The 12,868-nt window shown below is 65.3% G+C and carries 10 protein-coding genes and 3 pseudogenes; all 13 read left to right on the plus strand.

Annotated elements, in window-relative coordinates:
* Positions 1-856 (plus strand): annotated as a pseudogene (locus tag EOA32_RS23155) (DNA-binding protein); the annotation flags it as partial.
* A gap of 161 nt (positions 857-1,017) precedes the next feature.
* The gene (locus EOA32_RS23160; RefSeq protein ID WP_128372976.1) at positions 1,018-5,337 is read left to right on the plus strand and encodes a strawberry notch family protein; all 4,320 of its coding nucleotides are present in this window, start codon (positions 1,018-1,020) and stop codon (positions 5,335-5,337) included.
* Positions 5,337-6,374 carry a toprim domain-containing protein gene (locus EOA32_RS23165; RefSeq protein WP_128372977.1) on the plus strand — a complete coding sequence of 346 codons (1,038 nt, stop codon included), beginning with the start codon at positions 5,337-5,339 and terminating at the stop codon, positions 6,372-6,374. Before EOA32_RS23160 ends, EOA32_RS23165 begins: the two co-directional genes overlap by 1 nt.
* Positions 6,375-6,705: 331 nt before the next feature.
* Positions 6,706-7,630: pseudogene (locus EOA32_RS23170) on the plus strand (DUF2493 domain-containing protein).
* 756 nt (positions 7,631-8,386) lie between these two features.
* Positions 8,387-8,554 (plus strand): hypothetical protein, encoded by a 168-nt coding sequence (locus EOA32_RS38765; protein ID WP_170950363.1) that lies wholly within the window; start codon positions 8,387-8,389, stop codon positions 8,552-8,554.
* A gap of 137 nt (positions 8,555-8,691) precedes the next feature.
* A pseudogene (locus EOA32_RS23175) lies at positions 8,692-9,125 on the plus strand (hypothetical protein).
* 596 nt (positions 9,126-9,721) lie between these two features.
* A complete protein-coding gene (locus tag EOA32_RS23185; protein WP_095832283.1) occupies positions 9,722-10,045 on the plus strand; it encodes a DUF736 domain-containing protein in 324 nt (107 codons plus the stop codon).
* A gap of 181 nt (positions 10,046-10,226) precedes the next feature.
* Positions 10,227-10,487 carry a DUF2285 domain-containing protein gene (locus EOA32_RS23190; protein ID WP_095832284.1) on the plus strand — a complete coding sequence of 87 codons (261 nt, stop codon included), beginning with the start codon at positions 10,227-10,229 and terminating at the stop codon, positions 10,485-10,487.
* Between the two features lie 132 nt (positions 10,488-10,619).
* Positions 10,620-10,829 carry a DUF6499 domain-containing protein gene (locus EOA32_RS40045; protein ID WP_189407325.1) on the plus strand — a complete coding sequence of 70 codons (210 nt, stop codon included), beginning with the start codon at positions 10,620-10,622 and terminating at the stop codon, positions 10,827-10,829.
* A gap of 172 nt (positions 10,830-11,001) precedes the next feature.
* Entirely contained in the window at positions 11,002-11,385 is a 384-nt protein-coding gene (locus tag EOA32_RS23195; protein ID WP_245499359.1) for a DUF2285 domain-containing protein, read from the plus strand.
* 140 nt (positions 11,386-11,525) lie between these two features.
* A complete protein-coding gene (locus EOA32_RS23200; protein WP_128372978.1) occupies positions 11,526-11,807 on the plus strand; it encodes a helix-turn-helix domain-containing protein in 282 nt (93 codons plus the stop codon).
* Between the two features lie 116 nt (positions 11,808-11,923).
* Entirely contained in the window at positions 11,924-12,445 is a 522-nt protein-coding gene (locus tag EOA32_RS23205) for a DUF2840 domain-containing protein (RefSeq protein WP_128372979.1), read from the plus strand.
* The coding region (locus EOA32_RS23210) for a S26 family signal peptidase (RefSeq protein ID WP_145971337.1) at positions 12,442-12,868 on the plus strand (427 nt) is incomplete at its 3' end. The genes EOA32_RS23205 and EOA32_RS23210, both read left to right, overlap by 4 nt.

A 12,868-nucleotide genomic window follows, 5' to 3' on the forward strand; every position in this document is an offset into this window, starting at 1 on the left:
CACCCTCGGTGCCCAGTCGACCGAGCCGGAGGACGATGACGAGGATGCCATCAAGCCATTGCCCGATCGGTTGATCATGGAGCTGACCGCCGAGCGCACCTTGGCGCTGCGGGATAAACTCGCGAATGAGCCGGCGACGGCGTTCCTTACCGTGCTTCACAAGCTCGTCCGGGACGCGTTCTTCCGCCACAGCTCGCAAGGCGTCGCGATGGAAGTCTCGGTACGCAACACTGTCTTTTCGGCGCAGTCTGCCGATCTTCGCGATACGCCCTATGCGCGGTCAATCGAAGCCCGCCACAAGGCCTGGGAGGCACGTCTTGCGGGTGATGTCGCCAACCTTTGGGACGTGCTCACAGGTCTCACCGACACTGAACGCGCTGAACTGTTCGCCCATTGCGCATCCTTCGGCGTGAATGCCCTTTATGAACGGGCCGATCGCTATGGCAATGGCGCCATCTCCGCGCACGGCGTCCAGCAGCGCCTTGCGGAAGCCGACCATCTTGCCCGCGTGCTCGGATTGGACATGGCACAGGCTGGTTGGCGGCCAACAGTTGGCAATTATCTCGGTCGCGTCACCAAAGCCCGTATCCTTGAGGCCGTCCGGGAAGGCGAGGGGGAGCGCGCGGCCCAGCTGATCGATCACCTGAAGAAAGGCGACATGGCCAAGGAAGCGGAACGACTGCTTGCGGACAGCGGGTGGCTTCCTGAACCACTGCGGCTTGCCGACATCGATGCGCAGGCAGCCGCCTCCGACTCGCACAATGAGGGCGAGCCGCTGCCCGAATTCCTCGCGGGCGACGAGGAAGATGAATTGGCCGACGCCCAAGAGGAACAGCAGCTCGACGCCGCCGAATAGGTATCCCTCCACGCAGGTCCTGGCCGTCCGGCGCTCGCAAGAGCGCCGGACATTTCTGTGTTGGATGAACCCAGAGTGAAAGTTCGGCCGAGCCGGGTTGAGCCCGTGCGGTCAGAGAGAGCTGGCGGGCTTTCCCACTGTCGCTCTCCGAGGTCTTCCCGATGAACGTTTTGCTTCCTACCGCCACCGCCAATCCCGTCTTATCTGCGTCGACACCTCGCAACCCAGCTGCTGCCATCCATGCCACGGCCTTGCGGCTTGTTCCCCATCTTGAACGCGGCCAACGTATCGAGGCAGCGGTATTGCGCAGCGCGATGGAGGCGTCATTTGGCGCGTCCGACGCCAACGGCGCCTGGGACTGGAAGATGGCCTACGATGCCTGTGAGGCGGCGACTGTACTATTCCTGCGCAAATACGGAAAACCACTTTTCCGCAAAGCCGCTTCCCCGGCCGCACGGCTCTCTGCATTGGCCAAGATCGCCGGGTTGCTTCCGACCCATACACGCCGATCCGAGGAGGCCCAGGCGTTCCAGCAGTTCTCGACGCCGATTCCGCTGGCGTTGGCCAGCATGACCGCGGCGTCGCTCACGCCAGCCGACCGGGTTCTGGAGCCCTCCGCGGGAACCGGATTGCTTGCGGTTCTCGCCGAGGCCGCCGGTTCCGGTCTCATCCTAAACGAGCTCGCCGAAACCCGCGCCGAACTGCTCGCGTTCCTCTTTCCGGCGATCTCCGTCACGCGCTTCGACGCTGCCCAGATCGAGGATCATCTCAATTGCGCTGCCGTTCCCAGCGTGGTCATCATGAATCCGCCATTCTCGGTCATGGCGAACGTCTCCCGACGCATGAGAGACGCCGTCTATCGCCACATCGCCTCGGCACTGGCGCGACTTGCCCCGGGCGGCCGGCTGGTCGCGATCACCGGGGCGAACTTCTCGCCCGAGCTGCCTGTCTGGCGCGACTGCTTCGTCCGGCTGCAAGAGCGCGGCCGCGTCGTATTCACCTCGGCCATCGCGGGCGCGGTCTATGCCAAGCACGGAACAACCATCGAGACGCGCCTGACCGTCATCGACAAGGCGCCGGCCGAGGATGCGGCTCGCTTCCCCGAATCCGCCGGTGTTGCGCCCGACGTGGCGACGCTGCTCCACTGGATCGGGCGGGACATCCCGCCACGCATGGCTGTCAGGCTGCAGCACGTCGCATCAGACGCCGCGCCTCGCAGCGTTCGCGGCTATCTCGCCCGAGCCGCAGCCGCCTCGCCCGCGCGGCGCACGGCCGAGATCGAAGGCGTGCCGCTCGACCATGAGACCGTGGAGTGGACGCCGCCCTCGGGCGGCCGGCTATCGGACTCGATCTACGAAGCATATAGGCTTCAGTCGATTCGCATCCCGGGCGCGCAGCCGCATCCTACCAATCTGGTGCAGTCGGCCGCGATGGCATCGGTCGCGCCGCCGAAGCCGAGCTATCGCCCGACGCTTCCGGCCGCGATCATCACCGACGGCATGCTCTCCGACGCGCAGCTCGAGACGGTGATCTATGCCGGCGAGGCCCATAGCGAATATCTCGCTGGCGCCTGGACGGTGGACGAGACCGGGGATTTCGTCAGCGCTGCGGCAGACACCGCGGCGAGTGCCGTCCGATTCCGCCGGGGCTTCATGCTCGGCGACGGCACCGGCGCTGGCAAGGGTCGCCAGTCGGCCGGCATCATCCTCGACAACTGGCTCCAGGGCCGGCGCAAGGCGGTCTGGATCTCCAAATCCGACAAGCTGCTCGAGGATGCGCAGCGCGACTGGTCAGCGCTCGGCATGGAGCGCCTGCTGGTCACACCGCTCTCGCGCTTCGCGCAAGGGACGTCGATCCGGTTGGACGAAGGGGTCCTTTTCACCACCTACGCTACTCTACGGTCTGACGACCGCGGGGAGAAGCTTTCGCGTGTCAAGCAGATCGTCGAATGGTTGGGGTCCGATTTCGACGGAGTGATCATTTTCGACGAGTCCCACGCGATGCAGAACGCCGGCGGCGGCAAGGGAGAACGGGGCGACGTAGCCCCGTCGCAGCAAGGCCGTGCGGGGCTCCGTCTCCAGCATGCCCTGCCGAGTGCTCGCGTGGTCTATGTCTCGGCGACCGGCGCGACCACCGTCCATAATCTCGCCTACGCCCAGCGGCTCGGTCTGTGGGGCGGCGAGGATTTCCCGTTCGCCAACCGCGCCGAATTCATCGAGGCGGTCGAGAATGGCGGCGTCGCGGCCATGGAGGTGCTCGCCCGCGACCTGCGCGCGCTCGGCCTCTACACCGCGCGGTCGCTCTCCTTTGACGGCGTCGCATACGAGCTGGTCGAGCATAAGCTCACAGCCGAGCAGACCCGGATCTACGATGCCTATGCCGGCGCTTTTGCGATCATCCACAATCATCTCGACGCGGCGATGCAGGCCGCTAACATCACCGGAGAGAGCGGCACGCTGAACCGGCAGGCGAAGTCGGCCGCACGCTCGGCCTTCGAGAGCGCCAAGCAGCGCTTCTTCGGCCATCTGCTGACCAGCATGAAGACACCAACGCTGGTGCGCTCGATCGAGCGGGACCTGGCGGACGGCCATTCCGCCGTCATTCAGATCGTCTCGACCGGCGAAGCCCTGATGGAGCGCCGCCTGGCCGAGATCCCGACCGAGGAATGGAACGACATCCGCGTCGACATCACACCGCGCGAGTATGTCCTCGACTATCTCGCCCATTCCTTCCCGGTTCAGCTCTACGAGCCGTTCTCGGACAGCGAGGGCAATCTGTCGTCGCGACCCGTCTACCGCGATGGCCAGCCCGTCGAGAGCCGGGAAGCCGTCGCGCGTCGCGACGAGCTGATCGAACGGCTTGCATCACTGCCGCCGGTCCCCGGCGCCCTCGACCAGATTGTCCAGCGCTTCGGCACCGATGTCGTCGCCGAGGTCACGGGGCGCTCGCGTCGCGTGGTGCGCAAGGGCGAGCGGCTTGTGGTGGAGAACCGGGCCGCTTCCGCCAATCTCGCCGAAGCCGCCGCCTTCATGGATGACGACAAGCGCGTCCTCGTCTTCTCGGACGCCGGCGGCACCGGCCGCAGCTATCACGCCGACCTTGCCGCCAGGAATCAGCGCCTGCGCATCCACTACCTACTGGAGCCGGGCTGGAAGGCCGATGCCGCGATCCAGGGTCTTGGTCGCACCAATCGGACCAACCAGGCGCAGCCGCCGCTTTTCCGGCCGATCGCGACCGACGTGAAGGCCGAGAAGCGGTTTCTCTCGACGATCGCGCGTCGGCTCGACACGCTGGGCGCCATCACGCGAGGCCAGCGCCAGACCGGCGGCCAAGGCCTGTTCCGGCCCGAGGACAACCTGGAATCGCACTATGCGCGTGATGCTCTGCGCCAGCTCTACTTGCTGCTCGTCCGCGGCAAGGTCGACGGATGCTCGCTCGAACGCTTCGAGTCCGCAACCGGCCTGAAGCTGATGGATGACAATGGCATCAAGGACGAGCTGCCGCCGATCACCACCTTCCTCAATCGTCTGCTGGCGCTGACCATCGACTTGCAGGGCGTGTTGTTCACGGCGTTCGAGCAGCTTCTCGCCGCCAAGATCGAGGGCGCCATCAGAAGCGGCGTCTATGACGTCGGGCTCGAAACACTGCAGGCCGAGAGCTTCGTCGTCACCGACAGCCAGGTGATCCACACGCATCCGGGCACCGGCGCGGAGACGCGGCTGCTCACCATCACGCGCCGCGAGCGCAATCGTCCGATGACGGTCGCGGACGCGCTGGCCTACCTTGCCGATCGGCGCGCGTGCCTGCTGGTCAACGGCCGCTCCGGCCGCGCTGCCGTCCAGGTGCCGGCGCCGTCGATGATGCTCGATGACGGCGAGATCGAGCGCCGCATCTGCCTGATCCGGCCGATGGAGCAGCACTACGCACCGCTGCGCATCATGGAGGAGAGCCATTGGGAGGAAGCCGATCGCGACCGTTTCGCCGCCGCCTGGGAGGCCGAGCTGGCCGGCGTCCCAGAATACTCCGACAGCACGATCCATGTGGTGGCGGGCTTGCTCCTTCCAATCTGGAAGCGCTTGCCCGAGGAATCGACGCGCGTCTATCGCCTGCAGACAGACGCCGGCGAGCGCATCATCGGTCGCCGTGTCTCGCCGGCCTGGGCCGCCAATGCAGCATCGTCCGGCATGAGCAAGCTGGCGCCTGCAGATGCCTTCACTGCTTTGATGGACGGCAAGACGGTACTCGATCTCGCCGAGGGTCTGCAACTCCGGCGCGCCCGCGTCATGAGCGTCTATCGGCTGGAGCTGACCGGCTTCACCGAGGCGATGCGCGACCGGCTGCGGGCCTACGGTCTCTTCAGCGAGATCATCTCATGGAAGCTCCGCTTCTTCGTCCCGGTCGACGCTAGCGGCCCGACCGTGCTCGCCAAACTGCTCGACAGCTATCCGGTCGCGCGCATCTCCGATCGGGAGGCTGCGTGATGGGCCGTCAGGACGCATCCGACCTCGCGCATCGTCTCGGCCAGCAGGCCGAGGCGGTGTGCCGTCATTATCTCTCAAGGGGCCGCCGCGAAGGCCGCTACTGGCTGGTGGGCGATGTGCGCAACACGCCCGGCCGCTCCATGTACGTACGCCTGAAGGACTCGCCGAAAGGCCCGGCCGGAAAATGGACCGACGCCGCAACCGGTGAGCATGGCGATCTCCTCGACGTGATCCGGGAGAGCTGTGGTCTCATCGACTTCAAGGACGTCGCCGACGAAGCGCGGAGGTTCCTCTCCATGCCGCCCGCAGAGCCGGAGGCGCACGCATCCAGGCAGCAAGCGCCTGCACCGCACGGATCGCCAGAGGCGGCCCAACGCCTCATCCGCATGTCGCAGCCGATCATCGGCACGATCGTGCAAGCGTATCTCCGCGAACGTGCAATTACGGATTTGCGCGAAACCGGAAGCCTGCATTTCCACCCGCGCTGCTACTATCGCCCGGACGAGCATTCGCCGACCGAGACCTGGCCGGCGATGATCGCGGCCATCACCGATCTCGGCGGCAGGATCACCGGAGCGCATCGCACCTGGCTCGACCCGCGGCGCCGGGACAAGGCGCCTCTCGACACACCGCGCCGGGCGATGGGCGATCTTCTCGGCAATGCGGTCCGCTTTGGCATCGGCGGCGAAGTGATCGCGGCCGGCGAAGGCATCGAGACCGTGCTGTCCGCACGACAGGTCTTGCCCGACATGCCGATGATGGCAGCGCTCTCGGCAGCGCATCTCGCTGCCATCCTGTTCCCGGACACACTGCGCCGGCTCTACATCCTGCGCGACGACGATCCTGCCGGTGACGGCGCCCGCGATACCTTGGTCGAACGGGCGAATGCGGTCGGCATCGAGGCGATCGTCATCTCTCCCCAGCTCGGAGACTTCAACGAGGATCTCCGCACCTTCGGCGTTGATACGCTCCGCACCCAGACGCGGATGCAGATCGGTGCGCAGGACGTCGCACGCTTCATGACGCTGACGGCCTGACCGGCACGAGGGCACGTTGGGCGGTGCTGCCGTGCCCCTCCGGATGCGTCATTCCGTCGGAGAGGACCGCGCCTCGGCCTTCGATAGGGCGATCGACCCACAAGCCGGCCAGCCCGGCAATGACGGCGCCCGACTATTTTCCGGCGGCCCAAGTCCACCCCACGCGGGCAGGCCGCGTGGGGACCCCGGCTCGAGCCTTTCCATCGCGAGACAAAATAGTCGGCCTTAGCCATCGAGCCCTGCGCTGCGCTCCGGGTGCCGGGCCGTCCGGCCCGTGGGCTTCGTCGCCATGAAGGCCGCGACGGTCGCGGTCCAACCGACGGAGCATCCCATGAGCGAGCACGACGACTTCGAACCGCATCACGAATCCTCACCGACCGACCATGTCCTCAACGAACTGCAGCTTCATGGCTATCGGCCCTTCGCCGACGAACCCGATCAGCGGCTCCTGCCGGACGGCAACGCGGTCGCGGGGGCCATCGCCGATATCTTCGACGCCTTGATCGTGACCCTGGAGGACACGCGCCTCGAACCTGACCTCGACGATCTGCTCTGGTCGACTGTCAACGTCTTTCACCGAGCCGCCGCGCGGATCGGGCACGAGCTGGACGACAACGAGCAGGCCCAGAAGCGCTCCCAGCGTGAACAGGACGGCAGTGAGGTGAAGTCGGTTGAGCTTGAACGACTCATTGCCGAGGGCAAGACACTGATCGAACGTCAGAACGCCTTCGAGCTGATGCGCGACCAAGCTGCCGAGCACTACGAGCGCCAGGTCGGCAAACCTTGGCTCCCGCGCAGCGGATCGAAGCTCAACCATCGCAATCTCACCTCAGCGCTGATCGACAGCCGCGACTTTCTCATGGCGAAGAGGCGCGCCGAGCAAGAGATCCTTCTGCCTCCGGGCCCCAAGATCGTCGTCACCGGCGGGCTCGACTACGACGATCACCGCTTCATTTGGGCGAAGCTCGACCAGGTGCATGAGAAGCATCCGGACATGGTTGCTGGTGCACGGCAGGTCGCCGAAAGGCGCCGAGAAGATCGCCTCGCTCTGGGCGAAGAACCGCAACGTGCCGCAGATTGGCTTCGCGCCCGACTGGACCAAGCACGGCCGGGCCGCACCGTTCAAGCGAAACGACGAGATTTTGGGGATCGTGCCGAAGGGCGTGATGCACTTTCCGGGCACGGGCATCCACGACAATCTCGCCGACAAGGCGAAGAAGCTCGGCATCCCGGTCTGGAAGTTCGGCGGCGCGTGAGCGCCGTCACACTTCAGCCTTCGCCGCTCCCGTAGCGAGAGGTGCCGATCAGTTTCCAAGTGTGTGCTGCGCCATCACGAACTTTGACTTCCAAACCGCACAAAGTCTGGACATCGGCCAAGCGCAGATTCACCCCGTTCGCTGGCTCAAGTCAGTCTGACGACCCACCGAATGATGATGCGTGAAGCAGCCGCACATCCGGCAGTGATACCAGCGGAGTTTCGCTTCTCCCCACAGACAGCTCTCAAACGTGCCGTCGGGAGCAGTGATGCTTACCGTCCGCGCGACGTAGTAGGCGAAGGGGGCTGCACCCTGATGCACATCGAGCAATGCATGCGGTAAGCGCGCGCGGACGACGCGGAAGCCTGATCGCAATGGCACTGCAGTGGGATGATACTTCAAGCATTACCCTCGTCGCACGTCATCCGGGAATGCGGCAGTCTTACACGTCATCGAAGCCTTTAGCCGCTTTGCTGCGAACGACTGACTACTCGAAGGGCGATCTGCATCTGGCTGTTCAGAGCGAGTGCGTGCCGATGGGTCGCATCTGGCACCGTCGCACGGCACCATGCCTCCGCTTCATTGCGCTGATCCTTGGTCAGACTGATCGCTTGTCGCCATCAACCCGTAAAGGGTCGGCTATGCGAGCATGCCGCCGCTGCGGCTGCGCCTGCGCGGTGATTGCAGCGTTCAGTCCGACACATCGGGCGCCTGTCAGCGGGGAATGGTCCTCCGCTCGAACCAGGAGCCGGATCGATGTCCCTCAATGACGCTCACGCCTTCGCCTTCAGCCTCGCCACCACCCTGATGGCCACCATCATCATCTTCCGGGCCGGCGACGGCACGCTGTCGGTTACCCTCGCCAGCGAATATGACGGCGACACCGCCGCCATCGTCCATGAAATCGATCCCTTCGCCCCCTGAACGGACGGCAGGGGCGCCGGGAGCGGAAATCGTCGGCGATTTCCGCTCCCGGCGCTCGCGCTCTTACGCTATACTTCAACCGAGCCGTGGTGGTGGAAAGCGCGACGTCAGACTTTGTCCTGACGGAGACTACCACGATGATCGTCGTCGCAATGCTTGCATCTCTCGTAGCGATCGGTCTGCTGCTGTTCACGCTGGCCGTCTTCGCGTGCCTGGGTTTGTCGGAGTGACCGCGGGTGCGTGGGCGTATGGCACGGGCGCCGGCATTTCCGGTGCCATTCTTGTCGGCGCGGTCGCGGCAGCCATAACGCTCGCGGCCGGGCATCTGCTCATCAGCCTCGTTCGGCTCATGTGGCTGAAGCTGATCGTGGCGACAGCCTTCGCGCGCCGGCGGCGATCGCCGGCTTCCATGCGACCCACGGCATCGTGAAGGCATCTCATGCTGTCCGACGCGTGGCAGATCATGTTCTCCGTCATCGGCGCGGTCGCAGTCGGCATCACCGCCTCCGTACGGGCCGCTGGATTTGCGGCGGCACCAGCCCCGTCCCGCCGGGATCTTGCGCAGGCCTGATCTTCGTCATCGCCGTCAGCACGACCAGGGCAGCAATGGCGTGGTCGCCCCACGTCGTCTCGTGCCTTTACGATGGGCGTGTGCGGCGCGGATCGACGCTGGCCCGGAAAAGCGGTCTTCGCTGGAGCGCTGCAGGAGCAGAGCCTTGTATCGGCGGGGCACCGGATATCCGGCATGGCGATCGCCGTGGTGACGCTGGGAGGCGAGCATGCAGCAGCATCGGCCTGGGGGGAGAAGACGAAGCCGGCGAGACTACGCCGGCACCTTGCCGATGTCGAACGGGCGCCATCCTATCCGTTATCTGGCCGTGACGCGACCGCTCCAAACGGCCTCTTCAATGGCCTGATCTGGCCGAAGGCCGGCTGCGCCTCGATCGCCTGTGACGCAACAGCCGCGTCAAACTTTCTTCCCCTGCCGGACCCCACCCCACGCGACAGGCCGCGTGGGGACCCCGAGGCGCCGCCATTCCTCGCGAGACAAGAAAGCCCTCCTTGGCTGTCGGGCCCCTTCGGGGTGCGCCGTCGATCGCCTCCGGCCTGCCGATCGCCATCGAGGCCGCAATGGTGCGGGCTCGGACACCAAAACGGAGACATACAATGGCTACCATCGGCTCTTTCAAGAAGACCGGCTCGAACGAGTTCACCGGCGAGATCGTCACCCTTAGCGTCCAGGCCAAGAACGTGCGCATCGTCCCCGACCAGCGCGCCACGGGCGAGAACGCTCCCAGCCACCGGGTCCTGGTTGGCCGCGCCGAGATCGGCGCCGCCTGGACGAAGCGCTCAGGCGAAGGTCGCGACTATTTGGGCCTCAAGCTCGACGATCCGAGCTTCAACGCCCCGATCTACGCCAACCTCTTCGACGACGAAGAGGGAGAAGGCTTCTCGCTCATCTGGTCGCGGCCGAGTGCGCGGCGCGACTAAGAGCCCAAGAAGGCCCCGGCCGGAGCGCCGGGGCCTTCTCCCGCGAGCAACTGGCTGAGTTGCTTCCGCAAGAGGAAAGGCGATGCCGGGATCGCATCGCCTGATGCTATCGAGCGGGCCTCCACTCAGAAGGTTGCTTCTGTAAAATGCAACCTTCACTCTGTTGATGCGATGGCCAGCGATGATTGAGCCGTTTGACGAGGCCGCGCCGACGGCCGATGAACTTACCGAGTATGATCGCGAACACATCAAGCTCTATGCGCGCCTGCTGGACGCCGCCGATGACGGCGCGGACTGGCGCGAGGTGGTGGAAATACTCTTCGGCATTGATTTGACGAAAGAGCCGCAGCGCGCCCGGCGCATTCATGACAGCCATCTGGCGCGAGCGCGCTGGATGGCACGCGCCGGCTACCGCCATCTCCTTCGTAAAACCGGCAGGTAGCGCCACCGTCGCTACCGCTCGCAGATGATGCCGAAATGGCATCACCTGATGCCCAGTGACGGGCTTCCGTCACTCGCCGCGAGTCGAAATGTTTGAGACGGGGGCTGCGCTTTATTGCGAGGAGCTCTTCAGATGAGGCCGGATACGTCGCATTGGCGAGACCATGACAGCTACGACTATTTCGATGCTTTACCAATCGAAGGGCTCGCCTGGGAGTGCCTGCGGCGTCACGAGCCCTATCAACGGCACTATCAGGCGCTCCTGAGAACAAGCTCGCAAAAAGCGCCAATGCCGCCCGAGGAGCAGCGGATATGGGGGCTGCGATTTCCCGGCCAGGCCTGACTTATCCGCATTGGCGCAAGAGGTCCTCTGGTCGCCTGACGTCGATCCAGCGGTAGTTCCTCTTGTCCGCGTGCCGGATTTCCTTTCATCGGCAGCGCTTGCGCCGTTGACGGCTCTGGGTGAGGAACACGATAGTCCGGAAGGACGCCACACAATTCACAAAGCCGGTGCGGTGACCCAGCTTCTTCTCCTGCCTGGCAGCGACACGCACGGTCAGCTGGCGGTGTTGGTTCCGCTGGACGCGCAGACCCTAGGCCGGATCGAGGCGCTTACCCGCTTCTGGCGTTCCTGGCAGGGCCGCCCGGCACCGCCTGACACGCGAATGACCCAGAAGCAGCGACGCCGATTTCGCCTCATGATGCGGGCCGCCGACGGCCGTTCAAACGGCGCCAGCTATCGCGACATCGCAATCGCTCTCTACGGGCTTACCCGCATCGCCGCCGATCCCTGGAAAACCTCCGCGCTTCGCGACGCCGTGATCGGCCTGGTCGAGGGCGCCACGTCCCTGATCGCCGGCGGCTATCTGCAGATATTGCGCCATCGACGCCGGGCGTAGCCCTCCGGTTCAGCCACGGGGTGGGATTTTTGGCACCCCGCAACTTCCCCATCCCCTCCGCAGCCCATCCTCCGCCACCGTAGTCACCGTCCGCCGCTGGTCGTCAGCGGCCGCTCGAAACCCCACGGAGCTGCGATCCAATGCGACCCGATACCGCCGTGTTGCCGCCGCGCTTTCTGCGCACCAAGGAAGCTGCTGATTTCCTCAGCTTGTCCGCCCGGACTCTCGAAAAGCACCGTACTTACGGCACAGGCCCTGCTTACAAAAAGCTCGGCGGCCGCGTCGTCTATGCTGTCGACGATCTCCAAGCCTGGGCCGAGCGCGGCGCCGTCACCTCGACGTCAGATCCTCGCGGCTCGGTCTTGCCGGCCAAGCGACATACGCCCGCGCCAGCCGCGCAAGACAGGCGATACTCGCGCTGACTGTGCGCGGATGACGCGTGGCCACGCACGGCATCGCCGGTGTCCGGCGCGGCTTCGCCACCCCTCGATCCAGCGCCAGATACGCGCGAATCCCTCGCAAAACCAGGAGCATGTTTATGACGGGTATCGCCGCCACTAGCCTGCGCCGTGCGCTCCCAGACGGGCCCCAGCTCTCTGACAATCTCGTGTATGTCGAACTGATTTGGAGGGAAAAGAGACAGGAGAACTGGATACGGTTCGGCACGCATACCCAAGAGCAGATCGTCGATCGCCGCCGGCGCATCCTGTCCTACCGACCCGGCGCGGTCTTCGCCTTCGTGCGCTGGGCCGCAAACGACTTCGGAACGGTCATCTCGCGTATAGACATCGTGCAGGCCGTGGCGCCCGGCGAGGCATATCAGACGCTTCCCTTTGTGCGCCCAGGTGGCGAAATCCTGCTGAGGGTTGAGAGCTGGCCCAGGGTTGAACGCGTTCTGCAGGCGATCGACGCCATTGAGCGCCTCGGCATTGAAGCCGAGTCAGTATCGTCCGATCATTGGCGCAGCATCCACAACCGCATAACCGCCGGGCAGGCACCGCGCGCCTACACGCTCGACCAGCATCGCGCAGCCCTGCTGCGCAGGAGGGCGGGGCTGTGACGCGTGCCGCGATCATCCTGGCCGGTGCTGCCGCAAGCATGGCCATCGGCTTTCCGGCTTTCGTGCCGATGCCGGTCAGATTGGTCTGGAACGCGTCGGCCAGCGCGCCGCTCGGGCTCTACCGGATTGACAACGGCAAACCATCCGCGGTCGGCGATCTAGTCGCCGTGAACGCGCCCGAGCCGCTCGCCGCTTTCCTCGCTGGTCGCGGCTATCTGCCAAAGGGCGTGCCACTTCTGAAGCACATCCTTGCGGCGTCCGGGCAAAGCGTCTGCCGCTCGGGCCTCACCATAACCGTCGATGGCACCGTCGCTGGCATGGCGCTCCAGCGCGACCGAGCTGGCCGTGCCTTGCCGGTCTGGCAGGGCTGCCGACGCGTCGCGACCGGTGAAGTCTTTCTTATGAACCGGCGGGTGCGCGACA

Origin of the sequence: Mesorhizobium sp. M1A.F.Ca.ET.072.01.1.1 (genome assembly GCF_004023325.1) — a bacterium.
GTDB lineage: Bacteria > Pseudomonadota > Alphaproteobacteria > Rhizobiales > Rhizobiaceae > Mesorhizobium.